This is a genomic window from Janthinobacterium sp. GW823-FHT06H09 (genome assembly GCF_058794735.1).
In genome coordinates, this window is sequence record NZ_JBXAHC010000012.1 from 15,663 (window position 1) to 33,501 (window position 17,839).

Sequence of the window (17,839 nt, forward strand, 5' to 3'; positions counted from 1 at the left end):
AACTCCTGATCGGCACGATAAAAAGGCGGCAATGAAAAAGGGACACCGCAGTGTCCCCCCACGCAGTGTCCCCCATTTTACGACAACGTTACTTCAGCAGTCCCGAGCGGCTCGGGTCCGGCATGCGGATGGCGACGATGAAGGAAATCAGGCACATGACGGTCACGTACCAATAGAAATACTCTTCCACGTGCCAGGCCTTGAACTGCAGCGCCACGTACTCGGCCGAACCGCCGAACATCGCGTTGGCGACCGCGTACGACAGGCCCACGCCCAGCGCGCGCACTTCGACGGGGAACATTTCCGCCTTGATCAAGCCGCTGATCGACGTGTAGAAGCTGATGATGGCCAGCGCGATGATAATCAGGCCAAACGCCGCGTACGGGCTGGAAATATCCTTCAAGGCATGCATGATCGGCAGCACGCACAGGGTGGCCAGGCCGCCGAAGAACAGCATCGAGGTGCGGCGGCCGATGCGGTCGGACAAGGCGCCGAACACCGGCTGCAGAATCATGTACACCAACAGCGCGCAGGTCATGACGGCGCTGGCCGTCTTGGTATCCATGCCGGCCGTGTTGACCAGGTATTTCTGCATGTAGGTGGTGAACGTGTAGAACACGAGCGAACCGCCGGCCGTAAAGCCGAGTACCGTGATAAACGCGCGCTTATGCTTGAGCAAACCGCGCAGGCTGCCCGCATCCTTGTCCTTGCGCTCGCTGGCGGTGGTCGTTTCCGTCAGGGATTTACGCAGGTTCAGCGAGACGAGGGCCGCCAGGGCGCCAAAGACGAACGGGATGCGCCAGCCCCAGGCGCGCAACTCTTCCAGGGTCAGGAGTTGCTGCAAGACCACCAGCATCAGCAAGGCCAGCAACTGGCCGCCGATCAGGGTCACGTACTGGAACGAGGCGAAAAAGCCGCGCTTGCCCGATTCCGACACTTCGCTCATGTAGGTGGCGCTGGTACCGTATTCGCCGCCCACGGACAGGCCCTGAAACAGGCGCGCCACCAGCAGCAGGAACGGCGCGAAGGCGCCGATGGTGTCATAGGTTGGCATGACGGCGATCATCAAGGAGCCGCCGCACATCATCAGCACGGAAATCATCATCGACTGGCGGCGGCCGTATTTGTCGGCGATGCGGCCGAACAGCCAGCCGCCCACGGGGCGCATGAGGAAGCCGGCGGCAAAGATGCCGGCCGTCTGCAGCAGCTGCGTGGTCGAGTTACCGGAAGGGAAGAAGGCGTGCGAGAAATACAGCGCGCAGAACGAGTAAATGTAGAAGTCGAACCATTCGACCAGGTTACCGGAAGAGGCGCCAATGATGGCCTTGATGCGCTGCTGGGAAGTCAGCTGCGCAACGTCATGCGGAGTATCGTGGGAAGTCATATCAATCTTCTTGTTCGTGTAAAAAAACCAATACCAGCCGGATTGCGCGGGCTGGTTTTGCATCATACGCCCTTGATCAAGGTCAAAAAGCCGCCCGGCATACGGGTTAATACGTACTGCCGGCAACTATTTTTCGCCATCAGGCGCTGCCGGTCAGACCCGTTCCAGCACCAGCGCGATGCCCTGGCCCACGCCGATGCACATCGTACAGAGTGCATAGCGCCCGCCCGTGCGGTGCAGCTGGTTGACGGCCGTCATGGCCAGGCGCGCACCGGACGCGCCCAGCGGGTGACCGAGGGCGATGGCGCCGCCGTTCGGGTTGACGCGCGGATCGTCGTCGCGCACACCCAGCTGGCGCAGCACGGCCAGGCCCTGGGCGGCAAATGCTTCGTTCAATTCGATGACGTCGAAGTCGGTCAGGGTCAAGCCCGTCATGGCCAGCACTTTCAGGGTGGCAGGTGCGGGGCCGATGCCCATGATGCGCGGCGCCACGCCGGCCGTGGCCATGGCCACGACACGGGCGCGCGGCGTCAGGCCAAAGCGGGCCGCGTTCGCCTCATCGGCCAGCAGCAGCGCCGCCGCGCCGTCGTTGACGCCGGACGCGTTGCCGGCCGTAATCGTGCCGTCCGCGCGCACGACGGGTTTCAGTTTGGCCAGGGTGTCGAGGGTGGTGGCGCGCGGATGCTCGTCGCGGGCGACGACGACGGGATCGCCCTTCTTCTGTGCAATGCTGACGGGACAGATTTCGCTGTCGAACACGCCCGCCTGCTGCGCCGCCAGGGCCTTGACCTGGCTGGCCAGGGCAAACGCATCCTGGTCCGCGCGGCTGATGCCGAAGTCGCTGGCCACGTTTTCCGCCGTTTCCGGCATCGAATCGACGCCGTACTGCGCCTTCATCAGCGGATTGATGAAGCGCCAGCCGATGGTCGTGTCTTCCATTTTCATGCCGCGCGAAAAGGCGCTGTCGGCCTTGCCCATGACGAACGGCGCGCGGCTCATGCTTTCCACGCCGCCGGCGACCAGCAAGCCCGCTTCGCCGCTCTTGATGAAACGGGCGGCGCTGCCGATGGCATCCAGGCCCGAGCCGCACAGGCGGTTCAGGGTGGCGCCCGGCACGCTGTCGGGCAATCCCGCCAGCAAGGCGGCCATGCGCGCCACGTTGCGGTTGTCCTCGCCCGCCTGGTTGGCGCAGCCGTACAGGACGTCCGTGACGGCCGTCCAGTCCACATTGGGGTTGCGCGCCATCAAGGCGCGGATGGGCACGGCGCCCAAGTCGTCGGCGCGCACGCCGGACAGGCCGCCGCCGTAGCGGCCGAAGGGCGTACGCTGGGCGTCGCAGATGTATGCGTGGGTCATGTTCTTTCCTCCAAGAAAGTGTATTGATGGTGAGTTAGCGCGCGTCCGTCAGCGGCACGGCCGTCAAGGCTTGTAACTGTTCAAAACTCAGGCCATCGGCCAGTTCGACGACGGTGGCGCCGGCGGGCCCCAGGTCGAGCACGGCCAGGTCGCTGTAGATGCGGCTCACGCACCCGATGCCCGTCAGCGGATAAGTGCAGGCCTGCACCAGCTTGCTTTCACCGCCCTTGGTCAGCAATTCCATCATGACCCAAGTTTTTTTCGCGCCGATGGCCAAGTCCATGGCTCCGCCCACGGCGGGAATGGCGTCGGGCGCGCCCGTGTGCCAGTTGGCCAGGTCGCCCGTGGCGGACACTTGAAACGCGCCCAGCACGCAGATGTCCAGGTGGCCGCCGCGCATCATGGCGAAGCTGTCGGCGTGGTGGAAATAGCTGCCGCCCGCCAGCAGGGTGACGGGCTGCTTGCCCGCGTTGATCAGGTCGTAGTCTTCCTCGCCCGGCGCGGGCGCGGGGCCCATGCCGATCACGCCGTTTTCGCTGTGCAGGATGATCTCCGCGCCGGCCGGCAAGTGATTGGCCACCAGGGTCGGCAAGCCGATGCCCAGGTTCACGACGGCGCCTTCGTTGATATCGGCCGCCACACGGGCCGCCATCTGGTCTCGATTCCATTTATGCATTTGATACTCCTCAGGCTGCTTTGAAGCCGGCGGGGCCGGTGGCCGTGCGCGGCACTTGCACGATGCGCTGCACAAACAGGCCCGGCGTGATGACGTGTTCGGGGTCGATGCTGCCCAAGTCAAGCACCTCGTGTACGGAAGCAATACTGACCTTGGCGGCCATGGCCATGATGGGACCGAAGTTGCGCGCCGTCTTGCGGTAGGTCAGGTTGCCCCAGCGGTCGCCCTGCTCCGCCTTGATCAGCGCGAAGTCGGCGTGGATGGGCGACTCGAACACATACATGCGCCCGTCGATCTCGCGCGTTTCCTTGCCCTTGGCCAAGTCCGTGCCATAACCGGTGGGCGTAAAAAAGCCGCCGATGCCGGCGCCGGCGGCGCGGATGCGCTCGGCCAGATTGCCCTGCGGCACCAATTCCAGTTCCAGCTTGCCCGCGCGGTACAGGGCGTCGAAGACGTGGGAATCGGCCTGGCGCGGGAACGAGCAGATGATCTTGCGCACTTGCCCGTTTTTCAGCAGGGCGGCCAGGCCCGTGTCGCCATTGCCCGCATTGTTGTTGACGATGACGAGGTCGCGCGCGCCTTGGGCGATCAGGCCGTCGATCAGCTCGGCCGGCTGGCCCGCGCCGCCGAAGCCGCCAATCATGACGGTGGCGCCATCGTGGATATCGGCCAGCGCATCTAGGACGCTGGAACGCAGTTTGTCGATCATTGCGGTCTCCTCCCAATCAAACTCATTAGTCATTTGTTCGTATATCGAACAAATATTCGCATTTAGAACTTATTCGTGAGAATATGCCTGATCGGGGCGCTTGTCAATTTGCCGTTTTCGCCAGCGCCATGGCTATAATTGCCACCTTGCCCCATTGGAATTGCCATGACCGCACGCAGCCGCACCTCCCTTTCCACCGAAGAAACCGTCGATGCCGACGGCGCGCCGCGTCCCGGCGACAGCTATGTGCAATCGTTCGCGCGGGGCCTGGCCGTCTTGCGCAGCTTCGGCGCGGACGCGCCGCAGCAGACTTTGAGCGAAGTGGCGGAACGGGCGCAGCTGACGCGCGCGGGCGCGCGGCGCATCCTGCACACCTTGCTGCATCTCGGTTATGTGGAAGCGGATGGACGGCTGTTCCGTTTGACGCCCAAGGTGCTCGACCTCGGTTACGCCTATCTGTCATCCTTGCCCGTGTGGACGCAGGCACAGCCGCTGCTGGAAGAATTGATGCAGACCTTGCGCCAGTCGTGCTCGGCCACCGTGCTCGACGGCGACGACATCGTGTATGTCGTGCGCCTGTCCGCGCACCGCACCATGTCGATCAACCTGGGCATCGGCAGCCGCCTGCCCGCCTACTGCACCTCGATGGGCAGAGTGTTGCTGTCGGGCCTGGCGCCCGACGCGTTGCGCGAACGGCTGTCGAAGATGGCGCTGCTGAAGATCACGCCGGCGACCAAGGTCGATATCGAGGTCTTGATGGAAGAGATTGCGCAAGTGCGGCGCCAGGGCTGGTGCCTGGTGCAGGAAGAGCTGGAACAGGGCTTGATCGCCCTGGCCGCGCCCGTGTTCGACCGGGCCGGCAAGGTGGTGGCGGCGATCAACGTCAGCGGCCAGACGGCGGGGCCGTCCGTGGCGCATCTGCTGGAACACAGCCTGCCGAAACTGCTCGACACGGCCAGCCGGGTCAGCGCCCTGGTGCGGGTGCAGCAGTAGAGATTATTTCTTGAACTTTATTTTTTAAACTTCGCGCACAAGTCCGGGCGCGGCTGCGCCGGCATCGTTTGCGTCAGGTCGAACGTGCCCTGGTAGCCGGCGACGCCCTGTTCCAGGTAGCCGATGCTGCGCAGGTTCAGTTGCGGGTCGGCCAGCTTCAGCCAGCGGGGCACGCCGATATCCTTGCGCACATGCGCATTGCCGGCGATCAACACCACGTCGCGCGGCGCCTGGTCGCGGATCAGCTTGGCCATCCAGATATCGCGCGCCACCTGGGCGTTGACGACACCGTTGATCATCATGTCGGGCAGCATATTGCAGCGGGCCGCCTGGGCTTCCTTCTTTTGCCCTTCCAGAATATCGGCCGGCACGGGCGCGGCCAGGTACGTGGCGACCATCGCGGGCGGCATGGACCACTGGATACCGTCGCGCACGATGCGCGAGGCATCGGCCGGCGACAGGTTGCCGGCGACCAGGGTCAGCTGGTAGCTGATGACGAGGTCCAGCACGGGCCGGTACAAGCTCCAGTCCCAGCGCGGCTGTTCCATCACGCGGATGATGCAATCGGGGTCGGCGCAATCGCGCGCGGCGCGCGTCAGCAAGGCCTGGTTTTCGCGATCAAACTGCTCCATGACGATCACGGGACGCCAGCCGGCCGCCAGCCGGCGCTGCAATTCCGCGACCCTCAGGCGGTGGCCTTGCGCATTGTCATGCACTTCGCCGAGCAGCAGCACTTGCGGATTGGGCAAGGTGTCGGCCACGGGCGCGGGAGGGGGCGGGGCTTCCTTCTTCAGCAAGCCGCCGCAGGCGGACAGCGCCAGCATGCTGCACAGCAGGGCGGCGCGCGCGCCGGCGCGGAAAATCACGGTCTTCATGTAAGCAGTATCCAGAGTGGCGATGCGCCAGATTGTACCGTCTCAGGCCGGCGAAGGTGCCTTGCGGCGCTCCAGCACTTCAAAGAGCAGCATGCCGGCCAGCATCGCGATCACAAACAGCCAGGCCTTCGGCTGGCCCGCCAGCAGCGACACGAGGGCGGGACCGGGACAGAAACCGGCGATGCCCCAGCCCGCGCCAAAGGCCAGGCTGCCCAGCAGCAAGCGCCGGTCGATGCGGCGCGACGCGGGCAATTGCATGGGCTCGCCCAGCAGCGAATTGCTGCGCCGGCGCGCCAGCCAGAAGGCGGGCAGGGCCACGCCGATGGCGCCGCCCATCACCAGCGCCAGCGACGGATCCCAGGCGCCGGCCAGGTCGAGGAAACCGAGCACCTTGGCCGGGTTGGCCATGCCGGAGACGATCAGGCCCAGCCCAAAGACGAGGCCACTCAACAGGGAAAGGATGAGCTTGCTCATAAGCTTGCTCACAGATGGCGCAACAGATACACGGTGAGGAAACCGGCCGCCATGAAGGCGATGGTGGCCGCCAATGAACGCGGTGACAGACGCGACAGGCCGCACACGCCGTGGCCGCTGGTGCAGCCGGCGCCATAGCGCACGCCCACGCCCACCAGCAAGCCCGCCGCGATCAGGGCCGGCGTACCGGCGTCGATCTGCACGGGCGGCAAGGCTCGCCACAACTGCCACAGCAGGGGCGTGCCGATCAGGCCGGCGAGAAAGGCGATGCGCCAGCCCAGGTCGCCACTGCGCGGGCGCAGCAAGCCGCCGACGATGCCGCTGATGCCGGCGATGCGGCCATTGAACAAGATCAATAGTGCCGCCGCCAGACCGATCAGCATGCCGCCTGCCAGCGCGGCCCATGGCGTGAAGTGTTGCCAGGCTATCGTCATGGCAGGATCAGTCGGCTTCGTCGTTGAACGGGGCGCGCGGCGCGCAAAATTGCGCGTACAGCACTTGCAGCACGGCCAGCACGGGCGCGCTGGCGACGCGGTAATAGATCTGCTTGCCGTCGCGCCGCGTGGCCACCAACATCTCTTCGCGCAGCACGCCCAGCTGCTGCGAGAGGGTCGGCTGGCCGATGCCCACTTTTTGCTCGAGGTCGCTGACGCAATGCTCGCCCTGCGATAGCTGGCACAGCAGCATCAAACGGTCGGCATTGCCCATGGCCTTGAGCAGCGAGCTGGCCTTGTAGGCCGAACCCCGCATGGCGTCGAGGTTGTATTCGGCGTGTTGTGTTGCGACTGTCTCCATCGTGCCCTCCCACAGGCGGTCATATTGAATAGCGTGCGATAAACAATATACTAATCAATATATTGTTTTCCTGCTGGCGATTCGCACAAAAAAACAACAGTGTTTTTCGGCGATAGCGTGCTTATGCAAAGTGTGCGGCAGCGATCATGTTTACGCTATCAAAATGACAAATATTCGTAATAAAGAGGAAATAAACGTATCAAAAATGTCACGATCTATGCTGTAATGGGAGAACAGCAGAAAAATCATGATACGCCCCCGTACAGGCGAATTGTCCGTCCATGCGCTAGCCGGTTTCGGCTGCGCCGCGCGGTGAACAACAGGGAGAGCACGATGAGAATCTATCAGCCGTTATGCGTGGCCTTGCTGGCGCTGTCGGCCAGCACGGGGAGCATGGCGGCAGTCAGCGACACGACGGCCGGCAAGCAGGAAGCCGGCGAACGCGTGACGATCGATGAAAGCATCAGCTTGAATAACAATCCTGGCTGGGAAACGCCGGACTTGCCGTATGCACGCCTGCTGGCCAGCAGCACCGCGACGGCGGCACCGCACTGGAGCAGCAGTGGCGCGCGCCATGCGGCCCTGGCGCCGCCCAGGCCCACGACGGCCGCGACCGCACAGCAAACCAGCGTACCGGCCGCCGTGCCGGAAGCGAGCATGTACTCGATGCTGCTGGTGGGATTGGGCCTGGTGGCCTTGAGCCTGCACGGCGAAAAACAGGAAAAATTCGACAACTGACGGCGCCTGCGCTGGCAAGTGCGCTGCTGCAAAACATTCCGCCTGGTGCGGAATGTTTTTTGATGGCGTCCTCATTTATCGAGCAGGCGGCAGACCCGTTCGATATTCCCCACCGGAATGCCCGACTTCAGGGCGCGCGCGATGCAGCCCGCCTTGTCCGGGCCCGAGGCGGACATGAGCACGAAGGCCGTCACCACCGCGCTGATGGCGACGAGCACGATCAAGACGCCCTTGACGATATCCCAGTTCATGGCGTCTCAACAATATCATACGTAAAATCATAATAATGCTTGCCCTCCTCGATGCGGATGGCCAGGCTGCCGGTGAGTCCTTGGAACTGGCCCGTGCCCGTATCGGGCACCACCGTCACGGACAAGGCGGGCGCGCCGCGCGTCATGCTGCCGCTGTGCTGCAAATAAAAACTGCCGTGGCGCCCGTCCAAAGTGCCTTCCACCCGTTCCAGCGCCACATAGCCTGCCGAACCGGTCACGCTGGCACGCGCGCTGAGCATCTCGCCCTGCGCGCTGGCGTCGAGGGCGCCGTGGTAGCGCTTGGCTAGCGACAAGCGTCCCAGCCCCGACTGCGCGGCCGTGTCAGACAAGGCTTCCGGACGGATGATGACGTCGAATGTCCCTGAAATGGAAGGCATCAGTGCTCCTTGGTAAATGAGGATATGGCTGCCGCATCCGCTCCGTTCAGCAGCGCATGCAATTTCTGCATGGTGGCCCAGTTGCGCGAGGTGACGCCGTCGCCCAGCAGCACACCGAGCGCCGCCACCACCTTGCTGGCCAGCACGCCATCGGGACACCAGGCATACGCGGCCCAGCGGCCCAGCGCCAGCGCTTCGGGCTGCCACGACTGCTGCAAGAGCGGCGTCAGGCGCTGCACGTCGGCCGGATTGTTCAGCACCAAGGTCAGCAGGCGTGCCGCATCGGTCGCCGGCGCCAGGGTGTTTTGTTCGACCAGTTCGGCAAACTGGCTGGCCGACAGCACCGTCACCCTGGCCGCCACGCCCAGTTTCAGCACCAGCGCTTCCTCGATGCGGGCAGCGGCCTCGGCCGGCGCCACCGCTCCCCCGTCATACACGACGTTGCCGCTGTTGAGTACCGTACGCACCTGCGCAAAACCGAGGTCGCCCAGCAGCTTGCGCAGGTCGGCCATGGCCACGCGCTTGGCGCGACCCACATTGATCCCGCGCAAAAGCGCCACTTGCTGACTGTTTTCTATCTGTGCCATGTCATCTCCTTGACTATGCCTGGCTGCTGGTGCTTTCCGGCAACGGCGTCACCGTGGGCAGGCGCAGCAGGAACGTCGCGCCCTGCCCCAAGGTGCTGCTGACCGTGATGGTGCCGCCAAACTGCTTGGCAATCAAGTTGAACACGATATTCAAGCCCAGCCCCGTGCCGCCCTGCCCGCGCCGCGTGGTGACAAACGGATCGAACACGCGGTCGAGCATGTCGGGCGCGATGCCGCGGCCGTTGTCGCGCACCTGCATGGCGATCGCGTCGCCGTCGCGGCGCACGCCGATATGGATATTGCCCGCCGTGTCCGCATCGAAGGCGTGCTCGACGCAGTTCAAGACCAGGTTGGTCAGCACCTGCGCCAGCGCACCCGGATAGCTGTCGAGCATGATGTCAGGCGGGCAATCGATATCGATGCTGATGCGCGTCTTTTTCAGGGTCGGCTGCAGGCTCGAGATCACTTCGCCGATATAGTCGCGCAATTCGAACAAACGGCGCGCCTCGCTGACCTGGTCGACGGCGATCTGCTTGAAGCTGTGGATCAGGTGTGCAGCCCGGTAGGCATTGTTCATGATCAGCCGCGCGCTTTCGCCGGCCGTTTCCAGGTAGCGCACGATGTCGGTCTTCTTCACGCTGCCGCCTGCCACCGCCGCGCTGATGTCATCGGTGGCTTCCTTCAGCACCGAGGCGCTGGTCAGGGCGATGCCGACCGGGGTGTTGATTTCATGCGCCACGCCGGCCACCAGGCTGCCCAGCGAGGCCAGGCGTTCCGATTGCAGCAACGATTCCTGCGCGCGGCGCAGCTCGTCCATGGCCTGCGCCGTTGCCTGCTGCGAACGGCGCGCCATGTCTTCCGCCTCGCGGCTGCCTTCGATGATGGACTTGAGCTTGCGCTGCACGGCATTGAAGCCGCGGATCACATCGCCCAGTTCGTCGCGCCGGTTTTCCGGCAGCTCTTCGACCTCGTCGCTGCCGCGCGTGGCCAGGTCGAACAAGCCGTCGCGCAACTGTTTCAGGGGCCCGAAGACGATGCGCAGGCTCAGCGCCAGGGCGCCCACGAGGATGATGTCAAGCAGCAACACTTCCAGTACCTTGCGCCGCACTTCGCTGCGCAAGGCCGCATCGATCTGCGCGCGGCTGAAATTGACGATGACCTTGCCGACAATCACCGGCTTGCCGCCCGAGGCCGCCGCCACGGCGTCGCGGAACACCAGCGGCGCCTCGACGGGCGTGCCGCCCATGGCCACGTCCGCCTCAAGCGGCACCAGCGTGCCGGCCGCGTCGCGCACCTCGCCGGCGAACAAACCGACCGAGGCGTCATAGACGCGGATGCCGACCAGTTCCGGCGGCAGCATTTCGGCCGCCACGATGCTGTCGACCTTGGATTTATCGAGGTCCCACAGGGCGGACGGCAAGCTGGTCTGCAAGCGCGTGAGCACGCCGCTGCGCAGGCGCGCGCTGCCCGATTCGAGTTCCTTGCTCAAGGTATATTGGGTATAGCTGCCGGAAATGCCCAGCACCAAGGTGACGATCACGACAAAAAGCAGGGTCAGCCGGACTTGGATACTCACCATCAATCAACACTCCCCGGGCCAGGCCAGCCGCCAGCCCGCGGCGCGGGCGCAGATACGTCAGCAATGCAAGGGCCTGATTCAAATGTACGGTATGACATGCTTATTGGCAAGATTTACAGCATTCCCAGTTTTGATAGAGACTTTGATGCAGGTTGAGACATTGCGTCATGGCAATGGTAATATCCCGCAATCATCTAAGGAGTCGTCATGGCGGTCACGCATCAACATCTACCCCTGGAACAAGTTCGTCCCGGCATGATCTTGTCGGATGTCTTGCTCGATGCGCATGGACAAGTGCTGTTGCCGCAAGGCGCGGTATTGACGGAAAACATGCTGGCTCTGATGCCCCGCCACAACATCGACATGCTGCCGATCCAGGCGCCGCCCCCGTCGCCGGAAGAAATCGCCGCGCAGCAGGCGGCCGACAGCGAACGGCTGGCCTACCTGTTCCGCAAGCATGACCCGGACGATCCCCTCGATGCGGCCACCACCTTGCTGCGCAACTATGTCACGGCTTACCGCCTGGGCACGGGAGAGGCCGCATGAGCACCCAGCTGACGCTCGACGATATCGTCGCCCACCTCGATGACCTGCCTTCGCTGCCCGCCGTCGTCATGGAACTGCTCAACAGCATAGACCAGGAAGACGTCGATATTTCCGTGCTGGCCAAAAAAGTGTCGTATGACCAGGCGCTGACGGCAAAAACCCTGCGCCTGGCCAACTCATCGCACTATGGCCTGCAAGTGAAGGCCACCACCATCCAGCAGGCGATCACTTACCTGGGCTTCCAGACCACGCGCAGCCTGATCACCTCGGCCGCCATCACGGGCTGCTTCCCGGAAGGCCGCTGCCCCGGTTTCGACGACAAGGCCTTCTGGCGCCATTCGGTGGCGACGGCCGCCTGCGCCAAGGTGCTGGCGCGGCAGATCCGTTTCAACCAGGATTACGCATTCACGGCTGGCTTGCTGCACAACATCGGACGGCTGGTGCTGGTCAGCAGCTTTCCCGCGCACTACGCGCAAGTCATCGCACACCAGGCCGCGCACGATTGCAGCCTGCTCGAAGCGGAGCAGGCCGTGCTGGGCGTGGACCACGTGCAGGCGGCCGTGGCTCTGGCCGAACACTGGAACTTTTCCGACACCATGCGCCTGGCGCTGGGCAACTACCTGCAGCCGGAAGCGCCGGGGGCAGGCTTTCTCGCGTCGCTGATCCACGTGGCCCATGCGATTGTCTGCGCGCTCGACCTGGCGCAGGCAGGCGACGACATGGTGCCGCGCGTCTCGCCGGTGGCCTGGGATGCGCTGGGCCTGGGCGAAGACACGTATCTGCAGCTGTTCCGCGAAACGGAACTGCGCTACGACGAAATCACCTCGGCACTGCTGAGCTAATCAAGATCCTCACGAGGCCGCAAACGCAAACGGCTCTCGCTGCGAAGCGAAAGCCGTTATCGGTACTGCGATACATCCATGTTACCCGGTCCATGCTGCCCGGTCCACGCCAGCCTGTTGCCGCCAGCAGCTACGCAAGCGGCACAGTCAGCGCGCAACCGCCACATCAGTGCGCGTAATTCGATTCTTGCGCATCGCCGCGGTCTTCCGCTTTTGGACGGCCCTGGGCGTCGGACAGACGATACTTGGTGCGGCGGTCGCCCATCAAGTCGCGCAGGTCGCGGATGCTCATGCCCGTCACTTCGTGCATGCGGATCAGCAGCGAGGCGCCGACCGGCAAGCGGTGGTGGCGGATCTTGCTGATGACCGGTGGCGCCACTTCAAGCAGGCGCGACAGGGCTGCATCATTCTTCAGCTGCATCTTGCTCAGCAGAATATCCAGCAGGTGGTTCGGGTTGTAACTCTCTTGCGATGCTAATGCATGATGTGCCATGATTTTTCCTCGTCTGGTGAATGTAGAAAATAATGCCGATACGAACTTAAGGCTGGCTTAGAGTGTTTAAATAAACGTCTTTCCAACTGATTCAGCCTTCCCCCGCCTTTTTCCTTATCGCACTGCCCGCACAGGACTCGCACAGCCACGCCCGGCCAACGTACGCAACTTGCCGCGTGAGTAAAAGCACTGCAACCCACCAAAATGAATTGCATATAAGACAATATACTAGTCCAAACACGCAGCATCTGCGCCTCGCGCAAACTTCCTGATTGTTAAATATCAATCAATCTGCTGGTTGGCTTGGCAACGATGCTATTTCAACACATTAGGATGCCAGCGGGCGCACACAAGGCTTTGCAGCAACTTGTTACAAATCAATGGTGCCGTACAGCAATAAATGCTTTTCAGCATCGCCGTTCCGGGCGCCTTGTTCACATCGCAACCTTGCCGGCAAGATCAGCACGACATGGCCCGTGCCGGCGATTTACGCTAAACTATGGCCTGAACTTGCAGCGAGCCTGCCACCGGGCAGCCAGAGGCGCCCGGCCGGTCATCCACCGCGCCCAACCCTGAGCGGCCCCCTGCGCCGCAGCATCCTGCCCACCCATCTTGTTTGCCGCCACATTTACCGATAAGCGCCCGACTCCATGCAGAAAAAAGTATTCATTAAAACCTTCGGCTGCCAGATGAACGAGTATGACTCGGACAAGATGGCCGACGTGCTGGGCGCCTCCGATGGCCTGGTGCGCACCGACACGCCGGAAGACGCCGACGTCATCCTGCTCAACACCTGCTCCGTGCGCGAAAAGGCGCAGGAAAAAGTGTTTTCCGACCTGGGCCGTCTGCGCGAGCTGAAACTGGCCAAGCCGCACCTCCTGATCGGCGTGGGCGGCTGCGTGGCCTCGCAGGAAGGCGACGCCATCGTCAAGCGCGCGCCGTATGTCGACATGGTGTTCGGCCCGCAAACCCTGCACCGCCTGCCGCAGATGATCGAACTGCGCCGCGCCAGCGGCGATGCGCAAGTGGACATCAGCTTCCCGGAAATCGAAAAGTTCGACCACATGCCGCCGGCCAAGGTGGAAGGCGCTTCGGCGTTCGTCTCCATCATGGAAGGCTGCAGCAAATATTGCAGCTACTGCGTCGTGCCCTACACGCGCGGCGAGGAAGTGTCGCGCCGCTTCGAGGACGTGCTGACGGAGGTGGCGGGCCTGGCCGCCCAGGGCGTCAAGGAAATCACCCTGCTGGGGCAAAACGTGAATGCCTACCGGGGCGCGATGGAAGGCGGCGAGATCGCCGACTTCGCCCTGCTGCTCGAATACGTGGCCGACATTCCCGGCATCGAACGCATGCGCTTCGTCACCAGCCACCCGAAGGAATTCACGCAGCGCCTGATCGACGCCTACGCGAAGATCCCGCAGCTGGTCGACCATCTGTACCTGCCGGCGCAGCACGGTTCCGACAAGATCCTCGGCGCCATGAAGCGCGGCTACACGGGCCTCGAATACAAGTCCATCATCCGCCGCATCCGCGCCGTGCGCCCGAACATGGCCATTTCGTCCGACTTCATCGTGGGCTTTCCTGGCGAGACGCAGGCCGACTTCGACGCCATGATGAAGCTGATCGCGGACGTGGGCTTCGACAACAGCTACAGCTTCATCTTCAGCAAGCGCCCCGGCACGCCGGCCGCCAGCCTGGAAGATGACACGCCGCACGACGTGAAACTGGCCCGGCTGCAGCAGCTGCAGGCGGCCATCGACGCCAATACGCGCAAATACAGCCTGGTCATGGTGGGCACGGTGCAAACCATCCTCGTCGAAGGCCGCTCCAAAAAGGATACAGACGATAGCGAGCTGCAAGGCCGCACCGAGAACAACCGCGTGGTCAATTTCGACGCCGGCCCGGACGGTTTGCAATTGATCGGCCAGCTGGTCGACGTGCGCATCACCGAAAGCCACTCCTACACCCTGCGCGGCGAACTTGTCGCCAGCGCCCCCGCATTGAAAAGAGCCAGTTGAAAACCAAAGCCCCGATACAGCCGCATTACTTCATCCCCGAGCCGCTCGACAACACGCGCCTGGCGCATCTGTGCGGACCGCTCGATGAAAACCTGCGCCAGATTTCCGCCGCCCTCGACGTGACGATTTTCCGCCGCGGCGAGAAATTCATCGTCGGCGGCAGCAACGCCGAGCGCGCCGTGGAAATCCTCGAACAGTTCTACGCCATCGCCAACAAGGTCGTGCCGCTGGAAGAAGTGCAACTGGCCCTGGTGGAACAGCGCGCGGGCCTGTCCGCCGCCTCGGAACACCACGCCAACGCGCCCGCCAGCACTTTTGTGGAACCGGACATCGCCAGCCCCGTGCTGAAAACGCGGCGCTCCGACCTGCGCGGACGCACGCCGCACCAGATCGCCTACCTGCGCGACATCCTCGAACACGACATCAGCTTCGGCGTCGGTCCGGCCGGCACGGGCAAGACCTACCTGGCCGTCGCCTGCGCCGTCGACGCGCTCGAGCGCGACGCCGTCAAGCGCATCATCCTGACGCGCCCCGCCGTCGAAGCGGGCGAGCGCCTGGGCTTTTTGCCGGGCGACCTGGCGCAAAAGGTCGACCCCTACCTGCGCCCCCTGTACGACGCGCTGTACGATTTGCTGGGCTTTGACCGCACGCAGAAGCTGTTTGAAAAACAGGTGATCGAGATCGCCCCGCTGGCCTACATGCGCGGGCGCACCCTGAACCACGCGTTTGTCATCCTCGACGAGGCGCAAAACACGACCGTCGAACAGATGAAGATGTTTTTGACGCGCATCGGCTTTGGCAGCAAGGCCGTGGTGACGGGCGACGTGACGCAGGTCGACCTGCACAAGAGCCAGACAAGCGGCCTGATCGACGCCGTGCACGTATTGAAAGACGTACGCGGTATCGGCTTCACGCAATTTAACAGCACCGACGTGGTACGCCATCCGCTCGTCGCGCGCATCGTCGACGCTTATGAAACGGCGCAGGCGGCCAATGCCGACGCCGCCCACCTGCCCTCCTTATTGAAACCAGCTGCCGCCAAAAATGTCCGAAAAAAATAAACTGTCCTTGTCCGTGCAATACCCGGATGCCCGCCTGGAAACCCTGATCACGCGCCCGAAAGTGCGCCGCTGGGTCAAGGCGGCCCTGTTCGCCCCGGCCGAATTCACCATCCGCTTCGTCGACGCGGAAGAAGGCCGCAGCCTGAACCGCGACTACCGCGAAAAGGACTACGCCACCAACGTGCTGACCTTCGCCTACAACGAAGGCGAAGAGTTGAATGACGACGAGCCGACGCGCGCCGACATCATCCTGTGCACGGACGTGCTGGAAAAGGAAGCGGCAGAGCAAAAGAAGAGCGTGGAAGAGCACACGGCCCATCTGATCGTGCACGGCGTGCTGCATGCGCAGGGCTACGACCACATGGATGACGAGGAAGCGGCCGAGATGGAAGGGCTGGAGACGGAGATCCTGGCCAAACTCGGCATTGCCGATCCGTACGCGGACCCAAAATAAACCGCGCAGATTGGGGCGGTCGGTAGGTCGGGTAGGTCGGGTTAGCCCGCAGGGCGTAAGCCGACAACATCCGTCAACGTAACCGGAGCACCACAGTGTCAGATTACGCTGCGCTAATCTGACCTGCGTCTGACCTACATCCAAATAGCGCCAACGTACACACAAGGACACATGATGGGCACCTGGGCACTTGACGCCTTCGGCAACGACTACGCCATGGATTGGGCGCAGGATTTGCACGAATATAAAACCCTGGAACTGGTCGAGACAACGCTCGACAACGTCATCGACAGCCAGGAAGCGGAACTGGAAGCGCCGTTCGCCGCCGAGGCGCTGGCCGCGCTGGAAGTGATCGCGCGCCTGCTGGGCAAGCCGGGCGAGGACGACCCGGCCACGGCCGAGGTTGACGAATGGGTGGCCGCCTGCAGGAAGAAAGTCACGCCGCCGCTGCTGGAAAAGGCGCGCCTGGCCTTCGACAAGATCACGGCCGAAGCGTCGGAACTGCGCCAGCTGTGGCAGGACAGCGAACACTTTGCCGACTGGCAGGCCGACGTGGCGCACTTGCGCGCGCGCGTGCTGGGCCCGGAAGCGGCGTAAAAGATCGCGCAACGGCGCACTTCAACGTATTAAATTTGCATCAAAAGCGGGGAAATCCGGTATTCCCCCACTTTTGGTGTATCCTATATCCCTTCGCAACAACGGCTCACGCCTCCTATGCCCGAGCACCCTAGTGGCGTCAGAACTGACGTCAAGCCCCACCGGTCACTGTTTGAACGCCTGACCGCACTCATTTCCCCCGAGCCAGAGAACCGTGCAGAATTGCTCGAAGTTCTACACGATGCGCATGAACGCAAGCTGATCGACGCCGACGCCCTGTCGATGATCGAAGGCGTGTTCCAGGTGTCGGATCTCTGTGCGCGCGACATCATGATTCCCCGTTCGCAAATGGATGTCATCGACATCAGCAAGCCGATCGAGGAATGGATGCCGGAAGTCCTGTCGACCGCCCACTCGCGCTTCCCCGCGATCGAAGGCGAGCGCGACAAGGTCATCGGCATCCTGCTGGCGAAAGACTTGCTGCGTTATTACGCAGAAGAAACTTTCGACGTGCGTGACATGCTGCGCCCCGCCATCTTCATCCCCGAATCGAAACGCCTGAATGTGCTGCTGCGCGATTTCCGCGCCAACCACAATCACATGGCCATCGTCGTCGATGAATACAGCGGCGTCGCCGGCCTGATCACCATCGAAGACGTGCTGGAACAGATCGTCGGCGATATCGAGGACGAATACGACTTCGACGAAGCGGAGGACAATATCCTCTCGCTCAAGGAAGGCCAGTTCGGCCCCCGCTGGAGGGTCAAGGCGCTGACCGAGATCGAACAGTTCAACGAAGAAGTGGGCAGCCACCTGGTCGACGACGACGTCGACACCATCGGCGGCCTGGTCTCGAAGTACCTGGGCCGCATGGCGCACAAGGGCGACATCTTCGACTTGGGCAATTTGCGCTTCGAGGTGCTGCGCGCCGATGCGCGCCAGGTGCACGTGCTGCTCGTCGAGCGCCTGCCCAATGTGCCGGAACTGGAACTCTGACATGCGCGTGCTGTAAA

Annotated in this window: 22 protein-coding genes; 9 read left to right on the forward strand and 13 right to left on the reverse strand. The window is 63.1% G+C overall.

The window, feature by feature from the left end; all coding sequences use genetic code 11:
- Window positions 1–88: 88 nt before the first annotated feature.
- The 4 genes from AC1Q6X_RS20475 to AC1Q6X_RS20490 form a co-directional block, all read right to left on the reverse strand.
- A complete protein-coding gene (locus AC1Q6X_RS20475; RefSeq protein WP_492498264.1) occupies window positions 89–1,384 on the reverse strand; it encodes an MFS family transporter in 1,296 nt (431 codons plus the stop codon).
- A gap of 153 nt (window positions 1,385–1,537) precedes the next feature.
- Window positions 1,538–2,740 (reverse strand): 3-oxoadipyl-CoA thiolase, encoded by a 1,203-nt coding sequence (gene pcaF / locus AC1Q6X_RS20480; protein ID WP_492498265.1) that lies wholly within the window; start codon window positions 2,738–2,740, stop codon window positions 1,538–1,540.
- Window positions 2,741–2,774: 34 nt separating this feature from the next.
- On the reverse strand, window positions 2,775–3,416 hold the full coding sequence (locus AC1Q6X_RS20485) for a 3-oxoacid CoA-transferase subunit B (protein ID WP_492498266.1): 642 nt from the start codon (window positions 3,414–3,416) through the stop codon (window positions 2,775–2,777).
- A 10-nt stretch (window positions 3,417–3,426) separates the two neighbouring features.
- Window positions 3,427–4,125 carry a 3-oxoacid CoA-transferase subunit A gene (locus AC1Q6X_RS20490; protein WP_034746807.1) on the reverse strand — a complete coding sequence of 233 codons (699 nt, stop codon included), beginning with the start codon at window positions 4,123–4,125 and terminating at the stop codon, window positions 3,427–3,429.
- A gap of 165 nt (window positions 4,126–4,290) precedes the next feature.
- On the opposite strand from AC1Q6X_RS20490, the gene AC1Q6X_RS20495 reads away from it, so the two are divergent.
- A complete protein-coding gene (locus tag AC1Q6X_RS20495; RefSeq protein ID WP_121670424.1) occupies window positions 4,291–5,118 on the forward strand; it encodes an IclR family transcriptional regulator domain-containing protein in 828 nt (275 codons plus the stop codon).
- A gap of 17 nt (window positions 5,119–5,135) precedes the next feature.
- On the opposite strand, the gene AC1Q6X_RS20500 is transcribed toward AC1Q6X_RS20495, so the two are convergent.
- The 4 genes from AC1Q6X_RS20500 to AC1Q6X_RS20515 are packed head-to-tail and all read right to left on the reverse strand — an operon-like array spanning window position 5,136 to window position 7,262.
- Window positions 5,136–5,993, reverse strand: coding sequence for a ChaN family lipoprotein (locus tag AC1Q6X_RS20500; protein ID WP_492498267.1), 858 nt, complete (start codon window positions 5,991–5,993; stop codon window positions 5,136–5,138).
- A 42-nt stretch (window positions 5,994–6,035) separates the two neighbouring features.
- Entirely contained in the window at window positions 6,036–6,467 is a 432-nt protein-coding gene (locus tag AC1Q6X_RS20505; RefSeq protein ID WP_230502148.1) for a YeeE/YedE family protein, read from the reverse strand.
- A gap of 8 nt (window positions 6,468–6,475) precedes the next feature.
- Window positions 6,476–6,901: a YeeE/YedE family protein gene (locus AC1Q6X_RS20510; RefSeq protein ID WP_492498268.1), complete on the reverse strand. Its 426-nt coding sequence runs from the start codon at window positions 6,899–6,901 to the stop codon at window positions 6,476–6,478.
- A 7-nt stretch (window positions 6,902–6,908) separates the two neighbouring features.
- Window positions 6,909–7,262, reverse strand: coding sequence for an ArsR/SmtB family transcription factor (locus AC1Q6X_RS20515; RefSeq protein WP_034746789.1), 354 nt, complete (start codon window positions 7,260–7,262; stop codon window positions 6,909–6,911).
- A gap of 333 nt (window positions 7,263–7,595) precedes the next feature.
- Between AC1Q6X_RS20515 and AC1Q6X_RS20520 the strand changes: the two genes are divergently transcribed.
- A complete protein-coding gene (locus tag AC1Q6X_RS20520; protein ID WP_409027864.1) occupies window positions 7,596–8,000 on the forward strand; it encodes a PEP-CTERM sorting domain-containing protein in 405 nt (134 codons plus the stop codon).
- A 71-nt stretch (window positions 8,001–8,071) separates the two neighbouring features.
- On the opposite strand, the gene AC1Q6X_RS20525 is transcribed toward AC1Q6X_RS20520, so the two are convergent.
- From AC1Q6X_RS20525 to AC1Q6X_RS20540, 4 genes are read right to left on the reverse strand one after another with little or no spacing between them, the layout of a single operon-like run.
- Complete coding sequence (locus AC1Q6X_RS20525) at window positions 8,072–8,251, reverse strand: hypothetical protein (protein WP_121670428.1); 180 nt, start codon at window positions 8,249–8,251, stop codon at window positions 8,072–8,074.
- Entirely contained in the window at window positions 8,248–8,649 is a 402-nt protein-coding gene (locus tag AC1Q6X_RS20530) for a DUF3224 domain-containing protein (protein ID WP_492498269.1), read from the reverse strand. Before AC1Q6X_RS20530 ends, AC1Q6X_RS20525 begins: the two co-directional genes overlap by 4 nt.
- On the reverse strand, window positions 8,649–9,236 hold the full coding sequence (locus AC1Q6X_RS20535; protein ID WP_070221000.1) for a DUF1697 domain-containing protein: 588 nt from the start codon (window positions 9,234–9,236) through the stop codon (window positions 8,649–8,651). The genes AC1Q6X_RS20530 and AC1Q6X_RS20535 overlap by 1 nt, the downstream gene beginning before the upstream one ends.
- Window positions 9,237–9,249: 13 nt before the next feature.
- Window positions 9,250–10,815 carry a sensor histidine kinase gene (locus AC1Q6X_RS20540; protein ID WP_099410792.1) on the reverse strand — a complete coding sequence of 522 codons (1,566 nt, stop codon included), beginning with the start codon at window positions 10,813–10,815 and terminating at the stop codon, window positions 9,250–9,252.
- A gap of 207 nt (window positions 10,816–11,022) precedes the next feature.
- Between AC1Q6X_RS20540 and AC1Q6X_RS20545 the strand changes: the two genes are divergently transcribed.
- Together AC1Q6X_RS20545 and AC1Q6X_RS20550 are read left to right on the forward strand one after the other, a co-directional pair.
- A complete protein-coding gene (locus tag AC1Q6X_RS20545; RefSeq protein ID WP_070221004.1) occupies window positions 11,023–11,361 on the forward strand; it encodes a hypothetical protein in 339 nt (112 codons plus the stop codon).
- Window positions 11,358–12,203 carry an HDOD domain-containing protein gene (locus tag AC1Q6X_RS20550; protein WP_121670431.1) on the forward strand — a complete coding sequence of 282 codons (846 nt, stop codon included), beginning with the start codon at window positions 11,358–11,360 and terminating at the stop codon, window positions 12,201–12,203. The genes AC1Q6X_RS20545 and AC1Q6X_RS20550 overlap by 4 nt, the downstream gene beginning before the upstream one ends.
- Window positions 12,204–12,369: 166 nt before the next feature.
- Here the strand turns inward: AC1Q6X_RS20550 and AC1Q6X_RS20555 are convergent, their stop codons facing one another.
- The gene (locus AC1Q6X_RS20555; protein WP_034746769.1) at window positions 12,370–12,696 is read right to left on the reverse strand and encodes a hypothetical protein; all 327 of its coding nucleotides are present in this window, start codon (window positions 12,694–12,696) and stop codon (window positions 12,370–12,372) included.
- A 650-nt stretch (window positions 12,697–13,346) separates the two neighbouring features.
- Between AC1Q6X_RS20555 and miaB the strand changes: the two genes are divergently transcribed.
- The 5 genes from miaB (at window position 13,347) to AC1Q6X_RS20580 (ending at window position 17,822) form a co-directional block, all read left to right on the forward strand.
- Window positions 13,347–14,714, forward strand: a complete 1,368-nt coding sequence (miaB, locus tag AC1Q6X_RS20560) for a tRNA (N6-isopentenyl adenosine(37)-C2)-methylthiotransferase MiaB (protein WP_492498270.1) — start codon at window positions 13,347–13,349, stop codon at window positions 14,712–14,714.
- Window positions 14,711–15,775 (forward strand): PhoH family protein, encoded by a 1,065-nt coding sequence (locus AC1Q6X_RS20565; protein ID WP_034746759.1) that lies wholly within the window; start codon window positions 14,711–14,713, stop codon window positions 15,773–15,775. Before miaB ends, AC1Q6X_RS20565 begins: the two co-directional genes overlap by 4 nt.
- The gene (gene ybeY, locus AC1Q6X_RS20570; protein ID WP_099410789.1) at window positions 15,759–16,229 is read left to right on the forward strand and encodes an rRNA maturation RNase YbeY; all 471 of its coding nucleotides are present in this window, start codon (window positions 15,759–15,761) and stop codon (window positions 16,227–16,229) included. Before AC1Q6X_RS20565 ends, ybeY begins: the two co-directional genes overlap by 17 nt.
- Before the next feature lie 171 nt (window positions 16,230–16,400).
- Complete coding sequence (locus tag AC1Q6X_RS20575; RefSeq protein ID WP_492498271.1) at window positions 16,401–16,826, forward strand: DUF4259 domain-containing protein; 426 nt, start codon at window positions 16,401–16,403, stop codon at window positions 16,824–16,826.
- Window positions 16,827–16,943: 117 nt separating this feature from the next.
- Window positions 16,944–17,822: a CorC family transporter gene (locus tag AC1Q6X_RS20580; protein ID WP_034746750.1), complete on the forward strand. Its 879-nt coding sequence runs from the start codon at window positions 16,944–16,946 to the stop codon at window positions 17,820–17,822.
- Window positions 17,823–17,839: the final 17 nt, after the last annotated feature.